The organism is Salmonella sp. 32070601201500089SM (assembly GCF_017573605.1).
Classification (GTDB): Bacteria; Pseudomonadota; Gammaproteobacteria; order Enterobacterales; family Enterobacteriaceae; genus Salmonella; species Salmonella enterica.
Map to the genome: position 1 here is coordinate 183,866 of NZ_JAGETK010000006.1, position 22,125 is coordinate 205,990.

Consider the following 22,125-nt stretch of genomic DNA (forward strand, 5'->3'; position numbering starts at 1 on the left):
CCAGACTGTTAAAAGTGGGGAACCAGGTTCGCCTTCTGGATATTACTCAGCGCGAACACTTCATCTTTGCCTTCGACTGTGACGGTAATCATTTCACCGTCCACCGCTTTGATAATGCCCTGCCACTTGCGACGGTTCTGTACCGCCATGCGAAGAACCAGCGCGACTTCTTCACCCTGGAAACGCGCATAATGATCGGCAGTGAACATAGGACGGTCGAGACCCGGTGACGAGACTTCAAGGTTGTAAGCCACGGAGATAGGATCTTCAACGTCCAGCACCGCGCTTACCTGGTGGCTCACATCAGCACAATCATCAACATTGATGCCATCTTCACTATCAATATAGATGCGCAGTGTGGATGTGCGACCGCGAATAAATTCGATGCCGACCAGCTCGTAGCCTAAGGCTTCAACTGGCGCTGTAATCATCTCTGTTAATTTTTGCTCTAATGTGGACAAGCCCACCCCCAAGACATAAAAAAAGGGCCTAAAGCCCAGTTATTCTGTAGTCAGATAACAAAAAACCCCGATAAATCGGGGCTTTAGATAACTGAACCCTATAACCGCAACGGCGGTCTGGTGTACCTTCCGAAAGAATTTTTTTCAAATCCAGCTACGAAGGACATAATCTTCACAGTATATTTGAAAAAGAACTCTAAGGGAAAGTGGTTGCGGGGGCCGGATTTGAACCGACGACCTTCGGGTTATGAGCCCGACGAGCTACCAGGCTGCTCCACCCCGCGCCTGAAACGTGGCAAATTCTACTCGTTTTGGGCAAAATTTGCAAATACTGCTGGGATTTGGTACCGAGGACGGGACGTAAAATCTGCGCACAGTATAGTGACCAGGCATGAGTTATGTCAACCCTATTCCCAATATGCAGATGAATGAATATCACTCTTCGTTATACTCATCCCATCTCTCCGGCTTATGCACGCATTTCACAACGTTATTTCAGTAAACCTTCACTAAACGCTTCCTGTCTCTGCTAAAAGATGATTAAATGAAAACTCATTTATTTTGCATAAAAATGCACTAAAGCAGAAACCGATCTCATTATCAGTCAATCAAGCAGGGTTCTATTCTATGACGACGATTCTTAAGCATCTTCCAGCAGGTCAACGTATTGGTATCGCTTTTTCCGGCGGTCTGGACACCAGCGCCGCACTGCTGTGGATGCGACAAAAAGGAGCTGTCCCATATGCCTATACTGCGAATCTGGGACAACCGGATGAGGATGACTATGACGCCATTCCTCGTCGCGCAATGGAGTATGGCGCAGAGAATGCTCGCCTGATTGATTGCCGCAAGCAGTTGGTTGCAGAAGGGATCGCAGCGATTCAGTGCGGCGCTTTCCATAATACGACTGGCGGACTGACCTATTTCAATACCACGCCGCTGGGCCGTGCCGTGACCGGCACGATGCTGGTCGCCGCGATGAAAGAAGACGGCGTGAATATCTGGGGCGACGGCAGCACCTATAAAGGTAACGATATTGAACGTTTCTATCGTTACGGCCTGCTGACGAATGCTGAATTACAGATTTACAAACCGTGGCTGGATACCGACTTTATCGATGAGCTGGGTGGTCGCCATGAGATGTCTGAATTTATGATTGCCTGCGGTTTCGACTATAAGATGTCAGTCGAAAAAGCCTACTCCACCGACTCCAACATGCTCGGCGCGACGCACGAAGCGAAAGATCTGGAGTTTCTTAACTCCAGCGTCAAGATCGTCAACCCGATTATGGGCGTGAAGTTCTGGGACGAGAGCGTGAAGATCCCGGCAGAAGAGGTGACCGTCCGTTTTGAACAAGGACATCCGGTAGCGCTGAATGGCAAAACCTTCAGCGATGATGTTGAGATGATGCTGGAAGCAAACCGCATCGGCGGCCGTCACGGCCTGGGTATGAGCGACCAAATTGAAAACCGCATCATTGAAGCAAAAAGCCGCGGTATTTATGAAGCCCCCGGAATGGCACTGCTGCACATCGCTTACGAGCGTCTGTTGACCGGTATTCACAACGAAGACACCATTGAGCAATATCACTCTCATGGTCGTCAGTTGGGCAAACTGCTGTATCAGGGCCGCTGGTTCGACTCGCAGGCGCTGATGCTGCGTGACGGCCTGCAACGTTGGGTCGCCAGCCAGATTACCGGTGAAGTGACGTTGGAGCTGCGTCGCGGCAACGACTACTCCATCCTGAACACCGTGTCAGACAACCTGACCTATAAGGCTGAGCGTCTGACCATGGAGAAAGGCGAGTCCGTATTCTCACCGGACGATCGTATTGGCCAGTTGACCATGCGTAATCTGGACATTACCGATACCCGCGAGAAACTGTTCGGCTACGCGAAAGCGGGTCTGTTAACCGCCTCTTCCGCGACCGGTCTGCCGCAGGTTGAGAATCTGGAAAACAAAGGCAAATAAGCCCGCGTCGTTGATGCAACAGGCCGCGAAAGCGGCCTTTTTTGTGAATATCACCCCAGGTTGATGCAAATGGCTGATTTGCCGGTTAATCTAACTGGACAACATTTCGCACCCTGTCAAAGCATTGTGCAGCCATGTCTTTTTCAGTCATCATTATATAGTCAATGCCCCCGCCAAAATCCGGCCCAGCGACAGCCAGTAATGCTGTTGTAGAATGAATTTCTTCATCCCAGCTAAAAAGCTGTCGCCACCTTGTATCATTTTGATTCAGTTCATCTTCCACACTACGTTGGAGAGGAATTGTCCACCCTCCCAGAAGATCGCCGGAATAGCAGGCATCAACTCGATACGGGTTGTCCTGTTCGTAATCACTTAACGCGTCATACCATGATTCATACGCTTTCTGCTGCGTAACGCTTAACCCCTCGCAGACTGACGAAACACTGATAACGGAAAGAGGTTCCAGGCACTCAACCTGTGTACACAATTGCCATGGTTCACGAAATTCAATCTTATTGTAAAAAGCCAGCAAGTCATCTGGCACAGCTAGCGTGCTTAATGTATCTACCTCAACATCGTGCCAGAAAACAAAGGGCTGCCGATCTTCCCAGGTAACATCGACAAAGAAGCTCAATAACCCCCGCCTGGGAAGCAGTGGATCAAACCCCGGGAGTAACGCCAGGTCACTCAAGTTTAGTTGGGCAACGAAAGCAAGCGGAAAATCAACCAACTGATTCTCTATGCGGATGTCAATTTCGGTTAATAACCGCTGCTGCACTAACCGATACTTTTCCTCGTCAAAATCTTCCGCTGGCTGCCCAAGCAGCTTACGCCCTTCATTGAGCAGCTCATAACTCATTTTCATTTCATGAACAAACCTGGCATTTCGCGTTTTTTCAGCTTTCAGCTTTAGTACGCGAGATGTGGCATTAACCGATTTTTTTCGTATAGGCCAGCTTTGTCCTAATGGCCAGTCGGGTAGACCGCCCAACCGCGATGCCCCCACCTTTACTGTTTCCATATCCCGCAGACAACGTTTAAATGCAATAGCAGCACGTGCCTGTTGCACGACTTTCTCCTGAATAGCAGAGCTCAAATTGGATGTGCGCAATTCAGCAATCAATCCAGCACGATCGAAAAATAAACTCATTAATCTCTTCCTTAGATATTCGGCTCAGTGCAAAGGAAGATTAGATAAAACTACTTGAGCAAAAGATATGGAGGGGGATAACAGATACAAGCATTTCAGATTATAGCTGAGCAACTACTGGCTTCAATGAACGAAGATGATCTCGTAATCGGTGGAGTGAACCTGACGCAGGGAGATCACCAGAGAGGACATACATGAGTATGTATGTAGGGCTATCTCAACGTATTGACGGGGCCATGCCAGGGACGCGTGTAAGCGTGCTTCAACCTCCTCTCTGAGAGCAGTTTCAACAGACGAAAAAAAAGACGCTTTTCAGCGTCTTTCTTTCGGAATATTGGTACCGAGGACGGGACTTGAACCCGTAAGCCCTATTGGGCACTACCACCTCAAGGTAGCGTGTCTACCAATTCCACCACCTCGGCACGGATACTGCTATTAGCGCGGGATATCGCTGGTCGGCTGGGCCGGTGCAGCAGGTTGAGTCTGCTCGGTCTTCGCCGGCGCGCTCAGATTTTCCCACTCGCTTCCTTTATTGGTTTTGTTGCTATTGATATTACCCAACACCAGACTGATGATGAAAAACAGCGTCGCCAATACCGCCGTCATTCGGGTCATGAAGTTACCAGAACCACTTGAACCAAATAGCGTAGCGGAAGCGCCTGCTCCGAAGGAGGCTCCCATATCAGCGCCTTTACCTTGCTGCAGCATGATCAGACCTACAAGGCCAATTGCCACAATAAGGAAAACAACTAAAAGAGCTTCGTACATAATCAACCTGTTCCTTGCGGAGTTGCCGCGTACCAATGCTTCTACCAATAAAGCGGGATTTTTACTGTTTCCCACTGAAGCGGGTGTGAATACTAACCAAAGCGAATGACCTTCGCAAGGGCAATTTAAGCGCATTGTATCAACTGCGGAAAAAAACAGCAAAAGCGTTGTTTTTTGCGGGCCGTAAGGCGGCAACCGCCGCCTTTTTAGTCACTTAAACGGCTTTTACCGCATCCGCGATACGATGGGCGAATGCCGTAACCTGCGCTTCATCCTCGCCTTCCACCATCACGCGAATCAGCGGTTCGGTACCGGATTTACGTAGCAGTACCCGCCCACGATTGCCGAGCGTGGCTTCTACGTCCGCCGTTACCGCTTTCACCGCTTCATTTTCCAGCGGATCGCCGCTACCGGCGGTGTAACGCACGTTAACCAGAATCTGCGGGAACATTTTCATACCGCTGCACAGATCGTGCAGACTCATATGATTACGCACCATCGCCGCCAGAACTTGTAGCCCCGCTACAATACCGTCGCCAGTGGTCGTTTTATCCAACAGAATAACGTGACCAGAGTTTTCCGCGCCGATGCGCCAGCCTTTTTCCTGCAATTTTTCCAGCACGTAGCGGTCGCCCACTTTCGCCCGGGCAAACGGAATGCCAAGCTGCTTGAGCGCCAGCTCCAGCCCCATATTGCTCATCAGCGTCCCCACCGCGCCGCCGCGCAGTTGCCCCTGGCGCAGCCCTTCGCGCGCGATGATATACATGATCTGATCGCCATCGACTTTATTGCCTTCATGGTCAACCATGATGACCCGGTCGCCGTCGCCGTCAAGCGCGATGCCGAGGTCCGCCTTCTCCGCCAACACGCGCGCCTGCAACGCGCGCACGTCGGTCGCGCCCACTTCTTCGTTAATGTTGACGCCGTTTGGCTCACAGCCAATAGCGATAACGGTCGCGCCCAGCTCGCGCAGCACATTCGGCGCGATATGGTAGGTAGCGCCGTTGGCGCAATCCACAACCACTTTCAGGCCGTTGAGGCTCAGTTCGTTCGGGAAGGTGCCTTTACAGAACTCAATATAGCGTCCGGCGGCGTCGACGATGCGGCTGGCTTTACCCAGCTCGGCGGAGTCTACGCAGGTGATCTCTTTTTCCATTTCGGCTTCGATGGCTTCTTCCACATCGTCAGGCAGTTTCGTACCGTCGATAGAGAAGAATTTAATGCCGTTATCATAGAACGGGTTATGGGAAGCCGAGATAACGATACCCGCCTCCGCGCGGAAAGTCCGCGTCAGATAGGCGACGGCTGGCGTTGGCATAGGTCCGGTAAACGAGGCCGACAGTCCCGCAGCGGCAAGGCCCGCCTCCAGCGCGGATTCCAGCATATAGCCGGAAATACGCGTATCTTTACCGATAATGATTTTACGCGAACCATGACGCGCCAGCACTTTTCCGGCAGCCCAACCCAGTTTAAGCACGAAATCAGGTGTAATGGGGGCATTGCCTACACGTCCGCGAATCCCATCGGTACCGAAATATTTACGATTACTCATAGCGTTTGTTTCCCTTTGCAGACAGAGTGGCTTCCACCACCCGCATCGCCTCTACGGTTTCTTTGACGTCATGGACGCGAATGATCTGCGCGCCCTGCATCGCGGCAATTACCGCGCACGCAAGGCTGCCGTTCAGACGGTCTGATGGTCCCACGTTAAGTAACTGACCAACCATCGTTTTACGTGACATGCCCACCAGCAGCGGCAGGTTAAAATGATGAAACTCACCCAGCCGCGCCAGTAAGGTATAATTGTGAGAGAGATTTTTACCGAAACCGAATCCGGGGTCGAGCAACAATTTCTCTTTTGCGATGCCGGCCTTCTCACAACGTGCTATTTGCTCAATAAAGTAGCGATTCACCTCGGCAAAGACATCGTCATATTTCGGCGCCTCCTGCATAGTTTTGGGGTTGCCCTGCATGTGCATAAGACTGACCGGCAAGCCGGTTTCCGCTGCCGCTTCCAACGCGCCGGGCTCGGAGAGCGAACGGACATCATTGATAATATGCGCGCCCGCCCTTGCCGCTTCACGGATCACCTCGGGTTTAGAGGTATCCACAGAAATCCACACTTCAAAACGTTGCGCAATTGCTTCCAGTACCGGAATAACGCGATCCAGCTCTTCTTCCACGCTCACTTCTGCCGCGCCTGGTCGCGTTGATTCCCCCCCCACATCAATAATTGTCGCCCCGGCATTCACCATTAAATTCGCATGTTTCACCGCCTCAATCAGCGTGTTATGCGCACCGCCGTCGGAGAACGAATCCGGCGTTACGTTCAGGATACCCATAACATGCGGATGAGTGAGATCGAGCGTGGCGCCCTGAGCGAAGAGTTTCATGGTCAAAATCCCTGTTTTATTTATGGTGAGTTAAAAAAGAAAAACCCCGGGGCAAGCCCCAGGGTTTCGGTGAGCGCTAAACATAATGTTGTACAACAAACGCTTATTTGTCGCCCAGCTGCTCTGACATCGTGTTGCCCGGGTTCGGCGTGCGTGGTTCATCAACCGGACGCGGCGCCTGAGGCGTACCATTGCTGTCAGAGTTATTGGTGCCGTTTGGATCTTCCCAGCCCGCAGGCGGACGCACTTCACGACGCGCCATCAGGTCATCAATCTGCGGCGCATCGATGGTTTCATATTTCATCAGCGCATCTTTCATCGCGTGCAGAATATCCATATTGTCAGTCAGGATCTGACGAGCGCGATTGTAGTTACGTTCAATCAGCGCTTTCACTTCCTGGTCGATGATACGCGCAGTTTCATCAGACATATGTTTCGCTTTTGCGACGCTACGGCCGAGGAACACTTCGCCCTCTTCTTCCGCGTACAGCAACGGACCGAGTTTCTCCGAGAAGCCCCACTGGGTGACCATGTTACGCGCCAGGTTAGTCGCGACTTTAATGTCGTTCGACGCGCCGGTAGAAACATGCTCAACGCCGTAGATAATCTCTTCCGCCAGACGGCCACCGTACAGCGTGCTGATTTGGCTTTCCAGCTTCTGACGGCTGGCGCTGATCGCGTCGCCTTCAGGCAGGAAGAAGGTCACGCCCAGCGCACGACCGCGCGGGATAATCGTCACTTTGTGCACCGGATCGTGTTCCGGCACCAGGCGACCGATAATCGCGTGGCCCGCTTCGTGGTACGCGGTCGACTCTTTCTGCGCTTCCGTCATCACCATGGAGCGACGTTCGGCGCCCATCATGATTTTGTCTTTCGCTTTCTCGAACTCAACCATCGACACAACGCGCTTGTTACCACGAGCCGCAAACAGCGCCGCTTCGTTCACCAGGTTCGCGAGGTCAGCACCGGAGAAGCCCGGCGTACCGCGCGCAATGATCGCCGCATCAATATCCGTCGCTAACGGTACGCGACGCATATGCACCTTCAGAATCTGCTCACGACCGCGCACATCCGGCAGGCCTACCACCACCTGACGGTCAAAACGACCTGGACGCAGCAGCGCCGGGTCCAGAACGTCCGGACGGTTGGTTGCCGCGATAACGATGATACCTTCGTTACCTTCGAAGCCGTCCATCTCAACCAGCATCTGGTTCAACGTCTGCTCACGTTCATCGTGACCACCGCCCAGACCTGCGCCACGCTGGCGGCCTACGGCGTCGATTTCATCGATGAAGATAATGCACGGCGCCGCTTTCTTGGCCTGTTCGAACATGTCACGCACACGAGACGCGCCGACACCGACGAACATTTCCACAAAGTCAGAACCGGAAATCGTAAAGAATGGCACCTTCGCTTCACCCGCAATGGCTTTTGCCAGCAGGGTTTTACCGGTACCCGGCGGGCCGACCATCAGGACGCCTTTCGGAATTTTACCGCCCAGCTTCTGGAAACGGCTCGGTTCACGCAGGTATTCAACCAGTTCCGCCACTTCTTCTTTCGCTTCGTCACAACCCGCGACGTCAGCAAACGTGGTTTTGATCTGATCTTCCGTCAGCATACGCGCCTTGCTCTTACCGAACGACATGGCGCCTTTGCCACCGCCGCCCTGCATCTGACGCATGAAGAAGATCCAGACGCCGATCAGCAACAGCATCGGGAACCAGGAAATGAAGATAGAAGCCAGCAGGCTTGGCTCTTCAGGTGGTTCGCCAACAACCTTGACGTTTTTAGTCAGCAGGTTATCAAGCAGCTTCGGATCATTAATCGGAATGTAAGTCGTGTAACGGTTACTATCTTTCTTGGTAACGTTGATCTCACGTCCGTTGATACGCGCTTCGCGAACCTGGTCCTGATTGACCTCTTGCAGGAAGGTAGAGTAATCCACCTTACGGCCATTAGACTCGCTGGGCCCAAAGCTCTGGAATACTGACATCAGCACAACGGCAATGACCAGCCAGAGTATTAGGTTTTTCGCCATGTCACTCAAGGGATTAACCTCTTATTACAACTGTGTTAAAAACAGCGTCAGGATACTCTATATCCAGTTTCTTTCAAACCTTACGTCTGAAATCTGCCGGTTATCACTTTCGCCCGGTCGCTACAATGTACACTTCACGCGAACGCGCACGCGAAGAGTCCGGCTTACGAACTTTAACCTTCGTAAACAGGGAGCGAATTTCCCTTAGATACTCATCGAAACCTTCGCCCTGGAACACCTTCACTACAAAACTTCCGCCTGGCGCCAGCACATCGCGGCACATCTCTAACGCCAGCTCCACCAGATACATGGCGCGGGGGATATCCACCGCCGGTGTTCCGCTCATGTTTGGTGCCATATCCGACATGACAACTTGTACTTTACTGTCACCCACGCGTTCCAGTAACGCTTTCATGACAAGTTCATCACGAAAATCGCCCTGAAGAAAGTCCACACCAACGATAGGATCCATAGGTAAAAGATCACAAGCGATGATGCGGCCTTTGCCGCCAATCTGCGTGACCACATACTGTGACCAGCCTCCTGGCGCAGCGCCGAGATCGACTACCGTCATTCCCGGCTTAAAAAGTTTGTCACTTTGCTGTATTTCATCAAGTTTAAACCAGGCACGGGAGCGTAGCCCCTTTTTCTGCGCCTGTTGAACATATTTATCGCTAAAGTGTTCCTGAAGCCAGCGGCTTGAGCTGGCAGAACGCTTTTTACCTGTCATTTAACTTTCCCGTCGGGGCAGTTCATCGTAGCCAATGGCGTAAATTTCTACACGCCTATTTGGCGATATAAGGGAGATGGCGGTAGAATGACCCGTTTTCAATCCCAACGTAAGCAAAAATATACGATGAATCTGAGTACTAAACAAAAACAGCACCTAAAAGGTCTGGCACATCCGCTCAAGCCTGTTGTTATGCTTGGCAATAATGGTTTGACCGAAGGGGTACTGGCCGAGATTGAACAAGCGTTAGAGCACCATGAACTTATCAAGGTGAAAATCGCCTCGGAAGATCGCGAAACAAAAACCTTGATCGTGGACGCTATCGTGCGCGAAACCGGCGCCTGTAACGTACAGGTCATCGGTAAAACGCTGGTGCTGTATCGCCCAACTAAAGAGCGTAAAATCTCGCTGCCGCGTTAAGGATATCCTAAAGTCGAACACAAAATCTGTGTAAAACGAGGGGTTTTCCACGAGCAGGAGAGCAAAATGCCACGCTCTCTCCGTTGATAAAAGGCCGCTATGCGGCCTTTTTCCTTTCTTTACAATACACCAACAATTTGCGTATTGAGTACTGCTTAAAGGTATTCCACTTTAAGCACTTCGTATTCCACATCGCCGCCAGGCGTTTTGATCACCACGACGTCATCCTGCTCTTTGCCGATCAGACCGCGAGCGATTGGCGAGTTTACCGAAATGAGATTTTGCTTAAAATCCGCCTCATCATCGCCAACAATGCGGTAGGTCTGCTCTTCGTCGGTGTCCAGGTTCAGCACCGTGACGGTAGCGCCGAAAATCACGCGACCATTGTTCGGCATTTTAGTGACATCAATCACCTGCGCATTCGACAGTTTTGCTTCGATATCTTTAATGCGCCCTTCGCAGAAACCCTGCTGTTCGCGTGCAGCATGATACTCCGCGTTTTCTTTTAAATCGCCATGTTCGCGCGCTTCGGCGATAGCGGCGATGATTTCAGGACGGCGCACAGATTTCAGAAAATCCAGCTCTTCGCGCAGTTTTTCGGCTCCGCGTAAGGTCATCGGAATAGCTTGCATTTGTTATACCTCTTGAACATTCCTGTAGGGGGCAATGAACTCTACCCCGGCTGCTAAGCCAGCCCCGGCATATGCCATACCAGGGTCAGAAGCAAAAAAACACCAACCCGGGCGCGCAGTCCCAGGTCAGCTACAATTTCCTCTTTGATAACCATTTTACCCTGGAGTTCCCTATGGGTCATCGTTTACTTTTTAGGGCGTTGCGCCGTAGTATGACGGCTTGTTTCCAGGGTGTTAGCGCGAGATTATGCGATTTTCCAGATTTATCATCGGATTGACCACCAGTATAGCGTTCAGCGTTCAGGCCGCGAATATTGACGAATACATCAAACAGCTTCCGGCCGGCGCCAACCTCGCGCTGATGGTGCAAAAGATTGGCGCGCCCGCGCCGGCTATTGATTATCATAGTCAGCAGATGGCGCTTCCCGCCAGTACCCAAAAGGTGATTACCGCGCTGGCGGCGCTGATTCAACTCGGCCCGGATTTCCGTTTTACGACCACGCTGGAGACTAAAGGCAACGTCGATAACGGCATCCTGAAAGGTGACGTAATTGCTCGCTTCGGTGGCGATCCAACGCTAAAACGTCAGGATATTCGCAATATGGTCGCGACGCTGAAAAAGTCCGGCGTCACGCAAATCGACGGCAATGTGCTTATCGACACGTCGATTTTCGCCAGCCACGATAAAGCGCCAGGCTGGCCGTGGAACGACCTGACGCAGTGTTTCAGCGCGCCTCCCGCCGCCGCCATTGTTGACCGCAACTGTTTTTCTGTGTCGCTTTATAGCGCGCAAAAACCAAACGATTTAGCCTTTATTCGCGTGGCCTCTTATTATCCGGTAACGATGTTCAGCCAGGTACGGACTCTACCGCGCGGTTCGGCAGACGCGCAGTATTGCGAGCTGGATGTTGTGCCTGGCGATTTGAACCGTTATACGCTTACCGGCTGTTTATCACAGCGCGCCGACCCGCTGCCGCTGGCCTTTGCTATTCAGGACGGCGCCAGCTACGCGGGCGCGATCCTCAAGCAGGAACTGAAAGAGGCCGGGATAACTTACCGCGGCACGCTGCTGCGCCAGACGCAGGTTAACGAGCCCGGAACGATCGTCGCCAGTAAACAGTCGGCGCCACTGCACGATCTGCTTAAGATTATGCTGAAAAAGTCAGACAACATGATCGCCGATACTGTTTTTCGGATGATTGGTCATGTCAGGTTTAACGTGCCTGGCACCTGGCGGGCGGGATCGGATGCCGTTCGCCAGATCCTGCGCCAACAGGCGGGAATTGATATCGGCAATACCATTATTGCCGACGGTTCCGGTCTTTCTCGCCATAACCTGATCGCTCCCGCCACGATGATGCAGGTGCTGCAATATATCGCCCAACACGATAACGAGCTGAACTTTATCTCTATGCTGCCGCTGGCGGGCTATGATGGTTCATTACAATACCGCGCCGGGCTGCATCAGGCGGGCGTAGACGGTAAGGTTTCGGCGAAAACCGGATCACTGCAGGGCGTGTATAATCTGGCGGGCTTTATTACCACCGCAAGCGGACAACGGATGGCATTTGTACAGTATTTGTCCGGCTACGCGGTTCCACCTGCCGATCAGCGTAATCGCCGAATCCCGCTGGTACGCTTCGAGAGTCGGTTGTATAAGGATATTTATCAGACTAACTGAGTGCATTATTGCCGGATGGCGGCGCTAACGCGTCTTATCCGGCCTACAACGAACATAATAAAATGGGCCGCAAATGCGGCCCGTTGGCTTTTGTAGGCCGGATAAGCTTTAGCGCCATCCGGCTACGAGATTAACGTTTGTAGATGAATTCGACGCCTTCTTCGTCGTCTTCATCCCAGTCGTCATCCCAGTCATCGTCTGCGTCTTCTTCCACTTCAGCCAACTGCTGGCGATGATAATCGTCCCACATGAACTCGACTTTTTCCGGCTGTTTTGCTTCTTCAGCCTGCGCGATCGGATTCTCGATGATAAAGGTCATCACATCCCAGCAGAGATCTTTCACCCCTAGCTGACTGGCGGCGGAAATCAGATAGTATTTCCCTTCCCAGCCCAACGCTTCGGCGATCGCTTTCGCTTTCTCTTCCGCTTCGGTTTTATCCATCAGATCGATCTTGTTGAACACTAACCAGCGCGGTTTAGCCGCCAGATCCTGGCTGTATTTTTCCAGTTCGCCAATAATGATACGGGCGTTTTCCACCGGATCGGAACCGTCGATCGGATCGATATCAATGAGGTGCAGCAGTACGCGGCAACGTTCGAGGTGCTTCAGGAAGCGAATCCCCAGGCCCGCGCCTTCCGCCGCGCCTTCGATCAACCCCGGAATGTCGGCCACCACAAAACTCTTTTCGCTGTCCATACGTACCACGCCCAGGCTCGGCACCAGCGTGGTAAACGGATAGTCCGCGACTTTCGGTTTTGCTGCCGATACCGCGCGAATGAACGTTGATTTACCGGCGTTTGGCATCCCCAGCATCCCGACATCCGCCAGCAGCATCAGTTCCAGCAGCAGGTCGCGCTTATCGCCCGGCGTACCATTGGTTTTCTGGCGCGGCGTACGGTTAACCGAGGATTTAAAACGGGTATTGCCTAGCCCATGCCAGCCGCCCTTCGCGACCAACAGACGCTGACCGTGTTTGGTCATGTCGCCCATCGTTTCACCGGTTCCCTGGTCGATAACGCGCGTACCGACCGGCACTTTGATGGTCACGTCTTTACCGCGTTTACCGGTACAGTCGCGGCTCGCGCCATTCTGACCACGTTCAGCGCGGAACGATTTTTCAAAGCGGTAATCGATCAGCGTATTCAGGTTTTCATCGGCTTCCATCCAGACGTCGCCGCCGTCGCCGCCATCACCGCCGTCCGGGCCGCCTTTCGGGATATATTTTTCGCGGCGGAAGCTCACACAGCCATTACCGCCATCGCCTGCAACGACCAGAATCGATGCTTCATCAACAAACTTCATTTTATTCTCCGTAAATCATTCGCCTGAGCGGGGTTGCGAAACCACCGTTTCATGCTTGCGTAAACCGCCCCAAATACGATGACCAATGGCGGAATACATCGCGCCCGCAACCACGACAAACGCACCGAGATAACCTAAAAGGTTTAACATCGGTCTGGCGAAGAAATCGGGCCAGGCCATAGATAAAAGATCTGAAAACAGCAGGGTAAATAGCGGTGTAAGCGTGATTATCGCGCTCACCTGCGCCGCCTGCCAACGCGCCATCGCTTCCGCCAGGGCGCCATATCCTACCAGCGTATTTAGCCCGCAGAAAATCAAACAGGCGAGCTGCCAGTCGCTCAGTTGCGCTATCACCATCGGTTTTGCCAGCGGCAAGAGCGCTATCGTACATAAAGTGTACAGTAAAAACAGGATCTGCTGCGAGGCCAGACGTCGCAATAATACTTTTTGCGCCACGCCATAGCTCACCCACACCATCGCCGCGCCTACGCCAAAAATAACGCCCCAGGTGTAGTCGGTCAGTCGGGTAAAAATCTCGATCAGACTGGTGTTAAAAAACATCACCAGCCCGCTCAATAACATCAGCGCGCCAATCACCTGCGTACCGCGCATCTTTTCTTTCAGAATAAAGACGCTGGCGACCATCATGCCAACCGGCGAGAGCTGGCCGATAACCTGCGACGCGGTTGGGCTTAAATATTGCAGGGAAGAACTGAACAAAATGAAATTACCGAACAGTCCGCAGGTCGCTATCGCCAATAACACCAACCAGCGCGGCTTACGAAAAATACGCAGCGGCGGCAGCTTTCTTTTTACTGCCAGTATCGCCCCGAGGCCAATACTGGCCATTAAGAAGCGGTAGAAGACAATGGTTGAAGGCTCCATCACCTCCAGCACTTGCTTCATTGCTATTGGCAACGCTCCCCAGCACATCGCGGTAGTGAGCGCTAAAAGAATGCCAATGCCTGCCTGCTGCTTCATGCCGTGTTCCCTGCAAAGACCCGTTAACGGCATTCGCACAGCCACACGGGTATATTTTAGTCGGCCATCGAATGTAAAAAGCCCCGCAACAGGTGCGGGGCTTTCATCCGTTACCGGACCACAAAAAACTTACTCAGCAACGATGCTGATGTATTTACGGTTTTTCGGGCCTTTAACTTCGAATTTCACTTTACCGTCTGCTTTAGCAAACAGAGTGTGGTCACGACCGCAACCAACGTTGGTACCAGCGTGGAATTTAGTACCACGTTGACGAACGATGATGCTGCCTGCCAGAACTGCTTCACCGCCAAAGCGTTTTACGCCCAGACGTTTAGCTTCAGAATCGCGACCGTTACGAGTCGAGCCGCCAGCCTTTTTATGTGCCATTTAATCTGCTCCCCTAATCTTAAGCGCTGATGCCGGTAATTTTCACATCAGTGAACCACTGACGATGGCCCTGCTGCTTACGGTAGTGTTTACGGCGACGAAACTTAACGATTTTAACTTTCTCGCCACGACCGTGGGCAACAACTTCAGCTTTGATTACGCCGCCATCAACGAAAGGAACGCCGATTTTGACTTCTTCACCGTTTGCGATCATCAGAACTTCAGCGAACTCGATAGTTTCGCCAGTTGCGATGTCCAGCTTTTCCAGGCGAACGGTCTGACCTTCGCTTACTCGGTGTTGTTTACCACCACTTTGGAAAACCGCGTACATAAAAAACTCCGCTTCCGCGCACACCTTTCAATGATTCAGAGCGCGCTATAAATATTCACAATAGGGCGCGAATATTACGCAAATTGCACGGCTTTGACAAGTGCTACCATCAATACATGAAGAAAAAAAACACAACGCATACGGTAACGTTTATCTGCGGCGTTTTTTCAGTACAATCAGGGTATATTTCTAACCATAAACCCTACGTTACCTCATTCAGACATGGGATAATCGGGGCGATAAGCCCGGCTTTTGCGATGAATTTAGAAAAAATCAACGAGTTAACCGCGCAAGATATGGCGGGTGTCAATGCGACAATCCTTGAACAGCTTAATTCCGACGTTCAACTGATTAATCAGCTAGGATATTACATTATTAGCGGCGGCGGAAAACGCATTCGTCCGATGATTGCCGTTCTTGCCGCGCGCGCGGTGGGTTATCAGGGTAACGCGCACGTGACTATCGCCGCTCTGATCGAGTTTATCCACACGGCGACGCTGCTACATGATGATGTGGTGGATGAATCCGATATGCGTCGCGGCAAAGCGACGGCAAATGCCGCTTTCGGTAATGCCGCCAGCGTGTTGGTCGGCGACTTTATCTATACCCGCGCCTTCCAGATGATGACCAGCCTCGGCTCGTTAAAAGTGCTGGAAGTGATGTCGGAAGCGGTCAACGTGATTGCAGAAGGCGAAGTGCTGCAATTGATGAACGTGAATGACCCGGACATTACCGAAGAAAATTACATGCGGGTGATTTACAGTAAAACGGCCCGTCTGTTCGAAGCTGCCGCCCAGTGCTCCGGTATTCTCGCTGGTTGTACGCCTGAGCAAGAGAAAGGGTTGCAGGACTATGGTCGCTACCTTGGTACGGCTTTCCAGCTCATTGACGATCTGCTGGATTACAGTGCCGACGGCGAGCATCTCGGTAAAAATGTGGGTGATGACCTCAATGAGGGCAAACCTACCTTACCGTTGCTTCACGCCATGCGCCACGGTACGCCAGAACAGTCAGCGATGATCCGTACCGCTATTGAACAAGGTAATGGCCGTCATCTTCTGGAACCGGTTCTGGAAGCGATGACCACCTGCGGCTCGCTGGAATGGACGCGTCAGCGAGCGGAAGAAGAAGCCGACAAAGCGATATCCGCGTTGCAGATATTGCCGGATACCCCATGGCGTGAGGCGCTAATCGGTCTCGCACACATCGCGGTGCAGCGCGATCGTTAATGCCGTTCTCTTATCCCGCGTACTGCGCGGGATATCCCATTAAGTTCTAATAAACTCCAGATACCCTATCGCCTGTTTTTCACATACTCATCCAGGATTTCCCCTGGCATATTCTGAATATTTCCGACACTTACATGAACTTTTTAGAACATTCCTTCACGAAGCGTTATAGTATCGAACGTCGTCGGGTTGTTAAAACCGTAAGTGATTAATCTAAGGAGTGATGGATGTATGGAAAGCAAGCTTATTGACTGGCATCCGGCCGATATCATTGCCGGACTACGTAAAAAAGGGACTTCAATGGCCGCTGAGTCACGTCGGAATGGATTGAGTTCATCCACGCTGGCCAATGCATTAACGCGCCCATGGCCGAAAGGAGAGTTGATTATCGCGAAAGCATTGGGAACGGAACCCTGGGTTATTTGGCCATCGCGTTATCACGATCCGCGCACGCATGAGTTTATCGACAGAACGCGGCTTATGAGAGCGCGTAATAAAAACAAACAGAATGTAGAGTAAGTGCCTGTAAAACAACCCCCGCATCGCGTTCGCGGGGGTTATTCAGCGTACAGAAGGTTATTCGCCTTTCACGCGTTCAATATTCGCGCCTAGCGCGCGCAGTTTGTCTTCGATGCGCTCATAACCGCGATCGATGTGATAAATGCGATCCACAATCGTCGTGCCTTCCGCAATACAGCCCGCCAGCACCAGGCTCGCAGATGCCCGCAGATCTGTCGCCATGACCTGGGCGCCAGAGAGCGTTTCTACGCCATGGCATATGACGGTATTGCTTTCAATTTCCGCACGCGCGCCCATGCGGCTGAGTTCAGGCACGTGCATAAAGCGGTTTTCAAAGACGGTTTCAGTGATAAAGCCCGTCCCTTCCGCCACCAGGTTCAGCAACGTGAACTGCGCCTGCATATCGGTCGGGAATGCCGGGTGCGGCGCGGTACGGACATTGACCGCCTTCGGTCGTTTGCCGTGCATGTCCAGACTAATCCAGTCCTCGCCCACTTCGATATCCGCGCCAGCATCGCGCAGTTTCGCCAGTACCGCGTCCAGAGTGTCCGGTTGCGCGTTACGGCAGAGGATTTTGCCGCGAGAGATCGCTGCCGCCACCAGGAAAGTCCCCGTTTCGATACGATCCGGCAGCACACGATAAACGCCGCCGCCCAGACGCTCTACACCCTCGATCGTAATACGATCGGTGCCCTGCCCGGCGATCTTCGCCCCCAGCGTAACCAGGAAGTTAGCGGTGTCGACAATTTCCGGCTCGCGCGCGGCGTTTTCAATGATGGTCGTCCCTTCCGCCAGCGTAGCGGCGCACATAATGGTGACGGTCGCGCCGACGCTGACCTTATCCATCACGATATGCGCCCCTTTAAGACGCCCTTCTACGGAGGCCTTTACGTAGCCCTCTTCCAGCTTGATGGTCGCACCCAGTTGTTCCAGACCGGTAATATGCAGATCAACCGGACGCGCGCCGATAGTACAGCCCCCCGGCAGAGAGACTTGTCCCTGACCAAAACGGGCAACCAGCGGCCCCAGCGCCCATATCGAGGCGCGCATGGTCTTAACCAGATCATAAGGCGCGCAGAACACGTTCACCTGGCTGGCGTCAATGTGTACCGATCCATTGCGTTCCACTTTCGCGCCTAATTGGCTCAGGAGCTTCATCGACGTATCCACGTCTTTCAGTTTTGGAACGTTTTGGATCTCTACCGGTTCTTCTGCCAGCAGAGCGGCGAACAGGATCGGCAGCGCGGCGTTTTTGGCGCCGGAAATTGTGACTTCGCCCTGGAGCGTCGTTGGCCCCTGTACACGAAATTTATCCATTATTGTATTCTCAGTTAAGCATTCATCTCCGCTACCGGCAGGTTACCCGTAGCTTAAAATCCGTTAAGTTTACGATCGCGCGCCCATTCCGCCGGGGTATATGCTTTGATCGATACGGCATGGATACGGTTGTCCGCAATGTACTCCATTAGCGGCCCATAGACCGTTTGCTGTTTCTTGACCCGGCTCATGCCGTCAAACATCTCGCCCACGGCAATAACCTGAAAGTGACTGCCATCGCCGGAGACGTGGACTTCCTGGAGGGAGAGGGCATTCATCAGCACACTCTGAATTTCATGATTTTCCATGGGTTCTTTATTCGTCAAATAGTGAAAACAGCCCAACATCTTAGAGCAAAGTCGCGCCGTCTTAAATAAGCAAAAGATTACGCTGATAAATCAGCGCGGTAAAAGTGCCGGATGGTGCTGCTAACGCAACTTATCCGGCCTACGGGGATCATGCGAAGTGTAGGCCGGATAAACCATCCGGCATTCATTACATATGGGGAAGTACGTCTTCGGGCAAGTTATATAATTGCGCCAGCGCGTAAACCTTGTCGTTAACGCCAGACAGCGACACGGCATTGCCCTGCTTTTTTGCCTGGTTCACAAGGTGCGCCAGCAGCGCCAGTCCCCCCGTATCTACCCTGGAGATCTGGCTCAGGTCGATACGGGTAACGCCATTCATCGCTTCTACGCGCGCGTCCCATAGCGGCGCCAACACGTCCTGATCCAGCTCTCCCGCCAGCACCAGAGTGTCCGCCTCACGCGTCCAGGTGAGTTGCGGCGTCATTACTGTTTCTCGTCCAAAGTAATTTTCTGTTGAGAGATAGATTTCAGTTGTGCGGTCAGGCCGTCGATGCCTTTAGTACGCAGCAGGTCGCTCCACTCATTTTGCTTGGTGGTGATCATGCTGACGCCTTCCGCAATCATGTCATACGCCTGCCAGTTGCCGGTCTGGGTGTTTTTTCGCCACTGGAAATCCAGGCGTACCGGCGGACGACCGTTGGGATCGATAATCGTTACACGGATAGGCACAATGGTCGCATCGCCCAGCGGTTGCTCAGGCGCTATCTGGTAAGTCTGACCGTGGTACATCGCCAGCGCCTGACCGTATGCCTGTTTCAGGTATTCGCGAAACGCTGCAAAATAGGCTTCACGCTGCGCCGGGGTCGCCTCTTTGTAGTAGCGGCCCAACACCAGCGCGCCGGCATATTTTACCTGCACGTACGGCAGAAGTTCCTGATCAACAACGTCTCGCAGGTAATCCGGATTGGCACGAATTTTCGGCTGTTCGTTTTTCAGGCGATCAAAAGTTTTCTGCGCCGCCTCGTTCATCAGTTTATAAGGATTGCTCTGATCCGCTGCCGTTGCTGCGCTTAATGGCGCAATGACCAGCAGGGCCACCATCATCAGTCGTTTAAACATGCCTCAATTCTCCTGAGATTATTTCGTTTCGCCCGCGGGCGTTGTGGCTTCAGTATGACCTTCCGTTGCGGCTGGCGCATCGCCAGAATTCTTATTGTCGTCGCCTTTGCTGTTATAAAGGAACTGGCCAATCATATCTTCCAGCACCATTGCAGACTTGGTGTCCTGAATCGTACTCCCATCTTTGAGGATAGACGTTCCCAGCTCAGGATCTTCAAAACCGACGTTTAATGCCAGATATTGCTCCCCCAGCAGTCCGGAAGTTCGAATACTCAACGAGCTGGTATCGGGAATATGGTTATAACGCTCTTCGATGTCGAGCGTTACACGCGGCAGGTATGTTTTCGGATCAAGCGAGATATCTTCAACCCGCCCGACAACCACCCCGCCGATGCGTACCGGGGAACGCACTTTCAGACCGCCGATGTTATCGAAGGTCGCATAAACCTTATAGGTCGGCTCCGTGCGCATAGAGGTCACATTTGCCGCCTTCAGGCAAACAAACAGCGCCGCCAGCAACGCTACCAGCAAAAAAACGCCTACCCAAATTTCATTTTTTTTCGTTTGCATGAACTCAATTCCCAAACATCAGTGCGGTCAGCACAAAATCCAGCCCCAGAACGGCCAACGATGCGTGAACCACGGTACGCGTCGTTGCCCGGCTAATCCCGGCAGAAGTCGGTATTGCGTCATAACCGTTGAATAACGCAATCCATGTTACCGTAATGGCGAACACCACGCTCTTTATCAGACAGTTCACCAGGTCCATACGCCAGTCGACGGCATTCTGCATCGCGGACCAGAAGAACCCGGCGTCGATTCCCTTCCAGCTTACGCCGACCAGCGAGCCGCCCCAGATACCGACCGCCACAAAGATAATGGTCAGTAGCGGCAATGAAATCACGCCCGCCCAAAAGCGCGGCGAAATCACCCGGCGCAATGGATCGACCGCCATCATCTCCATACTGGAGAGCTGCTCCGTCGCCCGCATCAGGCCGATTTCCGCCGTCAACGCCGACCCGGCCCGCCCGGCAAACAGCAACGCCGCGACCACCGGCCCCAGCTCGCGCAGCAGCGAAAGCGCCACTAACATGCCAAGACTGGTCTCCGCGCTGTAAGTGGTCAGAACCAGATAGCCTTGCAGCCCCAGCACCATACCGATGAATACGCCGGAGACAATAATGATAAGCATCGACAAGACGCCCACATTATAAAGCTGGCGCACCAGCAGCGGCGCATGTTTGCGAAACTCCGGCTTACCGATAATCGCATTGAATAACATTAACCCGGCGCGCCCGAACGTCCTGACGGTTTTGATCCCGCTGTGTCCGAGTGCTGCCAGCGCATTTAACAGCATGAGTGGCTTAACTCCCTGTTTCGAGTAAATCAAGGTGATAGTCGCCCGCCGGATAGCGGAACGGAACCGGCCCGTCGGCAATGCCGTCAAGGAACTGACGCACGCGCGGGTCCGTATTCTCCTGCAACGCCTGAGCGCTACCGTGAGCGACGATTTTTTTGTCCGCCATGATCCAGGCGTGATCAGCAATACTGAGCACCTCTGGCACATCATGCGAGACCACCACGCAGGTCACGCCCAGCGCGCTGTTCAATTCTGAAATCAGCTTCACCAGAACGCCCATGGTAATCGGGTCCTGGCCGACAAACGGCTCATCGAACATGATGAGATCCGGTTCCAGAGCGATGGCGCGCGCCAACGCGGCGCGGCGCGCCATCCCACCGGAGAGCTCGGAAGGCATCAGTTTTGCCGCGCCGCGCAGCCCGACAGCTTCCAGTTTCATCATCACGACGCTTTTTAGCAGCGGCGCGGGTAAATTGGTGTGCTCCCGTAGCGGATAGGCCACATTGTCAAACACGTTCATGTCGGTAAACAGCGCTCCCGACTGAAACAGCATACTCATACGTTTGCGGACGGTGTAGAGCCGCGAACGGGACATGGCCGGCACATTCTCGCCATCAAATAAGATCTCGCCCTTATCCGGCGGGATCTGTCCGCCAATCAGGCGCAACAGCGTGGTTTTACCGATGCCCGACGGCCCCATGATCGCCGTGATCTTCCCGCGCGGCACCGTCAGGGAAATATTATCGAAAATGCAGCGTTCGCCACGGGAAAAGCTGACGTCGCGCATATCGACTAAATTGGCCGCAGACTGACCCATTGATTCATCCTTCGTATTGCCTTGTTGAGGTAACCATGGCGCTGAATTTAACCATGGGTTCGACATAATTACAGAATATTAACTGACAGGGTTAGCGAAAGCTGGCATTCGTTTTACTTTTTAGCCGCATAAAGTCAAAATTAGGACTTCGTTACGGCTTCCAGATATCCCTTCCAGGGGACCGGCGAGTATACCTGAAGAAAGGACTTT

General features: G+C 52.8%; 24 protein-coding genes and 2 tRNA genes. 5 read left to right on the top strand and 21 right to left on the bottom strand.

The genetic code is table 11. The annotated features are described in order from the left end of the window. Positions 1-8 precede the first annotated feature (8 nt). Together rimP and J4728_RS12180 are read right to left on the bottom strand one after the other, a co-directional pair. Positions 9-461 carry a ribosome maturation factor RimP gene (rimP, locus tag J4728_RS12175; protein ID WP_000105461.1) on the bottom strand — a complete coding sequence of 151 codons (453 nt, stop codon included), beginning with the start codon at positions 459-461 and terminating at the stop codon, positions 9-11. A 207-nt stretch (positions 462-668) separates the two neighbouring features. Beyond that, positions 669-745 (bottom strand) — tRNA-Met (locus tag J4728_RS12180). A gap of 343 nt (positions 746-1,088) precedes the next feature. On the opposite strand from J4728_RS12180, the gene argG reads away from it, so the two are divergent. Next, positions 1,089-2,432 (top strand): argininosuccinate synthase, encoded by a 1,344-nt coding sequence (argG, locus tag J4728_RS12185; RefSeq protein WP_000207646.1) that lies wholly within the window; start codon positions 1,089-1,091, stop codon positions 2,430-2,432. 85 nt (positions 2,433-2,517) lie between these two features. Here the strand turns inward: argG and J4728_RS12190 are convergent, their stop codons facing one another. The 7 genes from J4728_RS12190 to rlmE all read right to left on the bottom strand — a co-directional run bounded on the left by J4728_RS12190 (position 2,518) and on the right by rlmE (position 9,511). Further along, positions 2,518-3,582 carry a DUF1963 domain-containing protein gene (locus J4728_RS12190; protein ID WP_000051504.1) on the bottom strand — a complete coding sequence of 355 codons (1,065 nt, stop codon included), beginning with the start codon at positions 3,580-3,582 and terminating at the stop codon, positions 2,518-2,520. 335 nt (positions 3,583-3,917) lie between these two features. Next, positions 3,918-4,004, bottom strand: a tRNA-Leu gene (locus J4728_RS12195). 13 nt (positions 4,005-4,017) lie between these two features. Continuing rightward, positions 4,018-4,350 (bottom strand): preprotein translocase subunit SecG, encoded by a 333-nt coding sequence (gene secG, locus J4728_RS12200; protein WP_000272680.1) that lies wholly within the window; start codon positions 4,348-4,350, stop codon positions 4,018-4,020. A 214-nt stretch (positions 4,351-4,564) separates the two neighbouring features. Beyond that, positions 4,565-5,902: a phosphoglucosamine mutase gene (gene glmM, locus J4728_RS12205; protein WP_000071169.1), complete on the bottom strand. Its 1,338-nt coding sequence runs from the start codon at positions 5,900-5,902 to the stop codon at positions 4,565-4,567. After that, complete coding sequence (folP, locus tag J4728_RS12210; protein WP_000764711.1) at positions 5,895-6,743, bottom strand: dihydropteroate synthase; 849 nt, start codon at positions 6,741-6,743, stop codon at positions 5,895-5,897. The genes glmM and folP overlap by 8 nt, the downstream gene beginning before the upstream one ends. A 103-nt stretch (positions 6,744-6,846) precedes the next feature. Beyond that, positions 6,847-8,781 carry an ATP-dependent zinc metalloprotease FtsH gene (gene ftsH, locus J4728_RS12215; protein WP_001107481.1) on the bottom strand — a complete coding sequence of 645 codons (1,935 nt, stop codon included), beginning with the start codon at positions 8,779-8,781 and terminating at the stop codon, positions 6,847-6,849. Between the two features lie 103 nt (positions 8,782-8,884). Then, positions 8,885-9,511 (bottom strand): 23S rRNA (uridine(2552)-2'-O)-methyltransferase RlmE, encoded by a 627-nt coding sequence (gene rlmE, locus J4728_RS12220; protein ID WP_000145974.1) that lies wholly within the window; start codon positions 9,509-9,511, stop codon positions 8,885-8,887. A gap of 126 nt (positions 9,512-9,637) precedes the next feature. On the opposite strand from rlmE, the gene yhbY reads away from it, so the two are divergent. Next, a complete protein-coding gene (gene yhbY / locus J4728_RS12225) occupies positions 9,638-9,931 on the top strand; it encodes a ribosome assembly RNA-binding protein YhbY (protein ID WP_001592995.1) in 294 nt (97 codons plus the stop codon). Between the two features lie 155 nt (positions 9,932-10,086). Here yhbY and greA read toward each other — a convergent pair whose 3' ends face one another. Further along, the gene (gene greA / locus J4728_RS12230; RefSeq protein ID WP_001148008.1) at positions 10,087-10,563 is read right to left on the bottom strand and encodes a transcription elongation factor GreA; all 477 of its coding nucleotides are present in this window, start codon (positions 10,561-10,563) and stop codon (positions 10,087-10,089) included. 247 nt (positions 10,564-10,810) lie between these two features. On the opposite strand from greA, the gene dacB reads away from it, so the two are divergent. After that, positions 10,811-12,244 (top strand): serine-type D-Ala-D-Ala carboxypeptidase, encoded by a 1,434-nt coding sequence (gene dacB, locus J4728_RS12235; protein WP_208211812.1) that lies wholly within the window; start codon positions 10,811-10,813, stop codon positions 12,242-12,244. A 130-nt stretch (positions 12,245-12,374) separates the two neighbouring features. On the opposite strand, the gene cgtA is transcribed toward dacB, so the two are convergent. The 4 genes from cgtA to rplU form a co-directional block, all read right to left on the bottom strand. Beyond that, positions 12,375-13,547 (bottom strand): Obg family GTPase CgtA, encoded by a 1,173-nt coding sequence (gene cgtA / locus J4728_RS12240; protein WP_000673556.1) that lies wholly within the window; start codon positions 13,545-13,547, stop codon positions 12,375-12,377. Between the two features lie 15 nt (positions 13,548-13,562). Next, on the bottom strand, positions 13,563-14,528 hold the full coding sequence (locus tag J4728_RS12245; protein ID WP_000813052.1) for a DMT family transporter: 966 nt from the start codon (positions 14,526-14,528) through the stop codon (positions 13,563-13,565). A gap of 129 nt (positions 14,529-14,657) precedes the next feature. Further along, the gene (rpmA, locus tag J4728_RS12250; RefSeq protein WP_000940593.1) at positions 14,658-14,915 is read right to left on the bottom strand and encodes a 50S ribosomal protein L27; all 258 of its coding nucleotides are present in this window, start codon (positions 14,913-14,915) and stop codon (positions 14,658-14,660) included. Between the two features lie 19 nt (positions 14,916-14,934). Beyond that, on the bottom strand, positions 14,935-15,246 hold the full coding sequence (gene rplU, locus J4728_RS12255; protein ID WP_000271396.1) for a 50S ribosomal protein L21: 312 nt from the start codon (positions 15,244-15,246) through the stop codon (positions 14,935-14,937). A 257-nt stretch (positions 15,247-15,503) separates the two neighbouring features. Here rplU and ispB point away from each other — a divergent pair, with 257 nt between their 5' ends. Further along, positions 15,504-16,475, top strand: coding sequence for an octaprenyl diphosphate synthase (gene ispB, locus J4728_RS12260; RefSeq protein WP_001047354.1), 972 nt, complete (start codon positions 15,504-15,506; stop codon positions 16,473-16,475). Positions 16,476-16,706: 231 nt separating this feature from the next. Further along, a complete protein-coding gene (sfsB, locus tag J4728_RS12265) occupies positions 16,707-16,994 on the top strand; it encodes a DNA-binding transcriptional regulator SfsB (protein ID WP_000444168.1) in 288 nt (95 codons plus the stop codon). Between the two features lie 57 nt (positions 16,995-17,051). On the opposite strand, the gene murA is transcribed toward sfsB, so the two are convergent. The 7 genes from murA to mlaF form a co-directional block, all read right to left on the bottom strand. Beyond that, positions 17,052-18,311, bottom strand: a complete 1,260-nt coding sequence (gene murA / locus J4728_RS12270; protein ID WP_000357288.1) for a UDP-N-acetylglucosamine 1-carboxyvinyltransferase — start codon at positions 18,309-18,311, stop codon at positions 17,052-17,054. A gap of 53 nt (positions 18,312-18,364) precedes the next feature. After that, entirely contained in the window at positions 18,365-18,619 is a 255-nt protein-coding gene (gene ibaG / locus J4728_RS12275) for a BolA family iron metabolism protein IbaG (protein WP_001518349.1), read from the bottom strand. A 187-nt stretch (positions 18,620-18,806) separates the two neighbouring features. Continuing rightward, a complete protein-coding gene (mlaB, locus tag J4728_RS12280; RefSeq protein ID WP_208211814.1) occupies positions 18,807-19,103 on the bottom strand; it encodes a lipid asymmetry maintenance protein MlaB in 297 nt (98 codons plus the stop codon). Beyond that, entirely contained in the window at positions 19,103-19,738 is a 636-nt protein-coding gene (gene mlaC, locus J4728_RS12285) for a phospholipid-binding protein MlaC (RefSeq protein WP_000476475.1), read from the bottom strand. The genes mlaB and mlaC overlap by 1 nt, the downstream gene beginning before the upstream one ends. Positions 19,739-19,756: 18 nt before the next feature. Next, the gene (gene mlaD / locus J4728_RS12290) at positions 19,757-20,308 is read right to left on the bottom strand and encodes an outer membrane lipid asymmetry maintenance protein MlaD (RefSeq protein WP_001193591.1); all 552 of its coding nucleotides are present in this window, start codon (positions 20,306-20,308) and stop codon (positions 19,757-19,759) included. A 4-nt stretch (positions 20,309-20,312) separates the two neighbouring features. Beyond that, positions 20,313-21,095 (bottom strand): lipid asymmetry maintenance ABC transporter permease subunit MlaE, encoded by a 783-nt coding sequence (gene mlaE, locus J4728_RS12295; RefSeq protein ID WP_000925786.1) that lies wholly within the window; start codon positions 21,093-21,095, stop codon positions 20,313-20,315. 7 nt (positions 21,096-21,102) lie between these two features. Further along, positions 21,103-21,915 carry a phospholipid ABC transporter ATP-binding protein MlaF gene (mlaF, locus tag J4728_RS12300; protein WP_000531566.1) on the bottom strand — a complete coding sequence of 271 codons (813 nt, stop codon included), beginning with the start codon at positions 21,913-21,915 and terminating at the stop codon, positions 21,103-21,105. Between the last annotated feature and the right edge of the window lie 210 nt (positions 21,916-22,125).

Bases quoted from the DNA above. Each gene is read 5' to 3' on its own strand.
- argG (WP_000207646.1), top strand. From the start codon at position 1,089: ATGACGACGATTCTTAAGCATCTTCCAGCAGGTCAACGTATTGGTATC.
- dacB (WP_208211812.1), top strand. From the start codon at position 10,811: ATGCGATTTTCCAGATTTATCATCGGATTGACCACCAGTATAGCGTTC.
- ftsH (WP_001107481.1), bottom strand. From the start codon at position 8,781: ATGGCGAAAAACCTAATACTCTGGCTGGTCATTGCCGTTGTGCTGATG.
- yhbY (WP_001592995.1), top strand. From the start codon at position 9,638: ATGAATCTGAGTACTAAACAAAAACAGCACCTAAAAGGTCTGGCACAT.
- J4728_RS12190 (WP_000051504.1), bottom strand. From the start codon at position 3,582: ATGAGTTTATTTTTCGATCGTGCTGGATTGATTGCTGAATTGCGCACA.
- sfsB (WP_000444168.1), top strand. From the start codon at position 16,707: ATGGAAAGCAAGCTTATTGACTGGCATCCGGCCGATATCATTGCCGGA.
- murA (WP_000357288.1), bottom strand. From the start codon at position 18,311: ATGGATAAATTTCGTGTACAGGGGCCAACGACGCTCCAGGGCGAAGTC.
- rlmE (WP_000145974.1), bottom strand. From the start codon at position 9,511: ATGACAGGTAAAAAGCGTTCTGCCAGCTCAAGCCGCTGGCTTCAGGAA.
- rpmA (WP_000940593.1), bottom strand. From the start codon at position 14,915: ATGGCACATAAAAAGGCTGGCGGCTCGACTCGTAACGGTCGCGATTCT.
- mlaE (WP_000925786.1), bottom strand. From the start codon at position 21,095: ATGCTGTTAAATGCGCTGGCAGCACTCGGACACAGCGGGATCAAAACC.
- rplU (WP_000271396.1), bottom strand. From the start codon at position 15,246: ATGTACGCGGTTTTCCAAAGTGGTGGTAAACAACACCGAGTAAGCGAA.
- secG (WP_000272680.1), bottom strand. From the start codon at position 4,350: ATGTACGAAGCTCTTTTAGTTGTTTTCCTTATTGTGGCAATTGGCCTT.
- mlaF (WP_000531566.1), bottom strand. From the start codon at position 21,915: ATGGGTCAGTCTGCGGCCAATTTAGTCGATATGCGCGACGTCAGCTTT.
- greA (WP_001148008.1), bottom strand. From the start codon at position 10,563: ATGCAAGCTATTCCGATGACCTTACGCGGAGCCGAAAAACTGCGCGAA.
- folP (WP_000764711.1), bottom strand. From the start codon at position 6,743: ATGAAACTCTTCGCTCAGGGCGCCACGCTCGATCTCACTCATCCGCAT.
- ispB (WP_001047354.1), top strand. From the start codon at position 15,504: ATGAATTTAGAAAAAATCAACGAGTTAACCGCGCAAGATATGGCGGGT.
- cgtA (WP_000673556.1), bottom strand. From the start codon at position 13,547: ATGAAGTTTGTTGATGAAGCATCGATTCTGGTCGTTGCAGGCGATGGC.
- glmM (WP_000071169.1), bottom strand. From the start codon at position 5,902: ATGAGTAATCGTAAATATTTCGGTACCGATGGGATTCGCGGACGTGTA.
- mlaC (WP_000476475.1), bottom strand. From the start codon at position 19,738: ATGTTTAAACGACTGATGATGGTGGCCCTGCTGGTCATTGCGCCATTA.
- J4728_RS12245 (WP_000813052.1), bottom strand. From the start codon at position 14,528: ATGAAGCAGCAGGCAGGCATTGGCATTCTTTTAGCGCTCACTACCGCG.
- mlaB (WP_208211814.1), bottom strand. From the start codon at position 19,103: ATGACGCCGCAACTCACCTGGACGCGTGAGGCGGACACTCTGGTGCTG.
- ibaG (WP_001518349.1), bottom strand. From the start codon at position 18,619: ATGGAAAATCATGAAATTCAGAGTGTGCTGATGAATGCCCTCTCCCTC.
- mlaD (WP_001193591.1), bottom strand. From the start codon at position 20,308: ATGCAAACGAAAAAAAATGAAATTTGGGTAGGCGTTTTTTTGCTGGTA.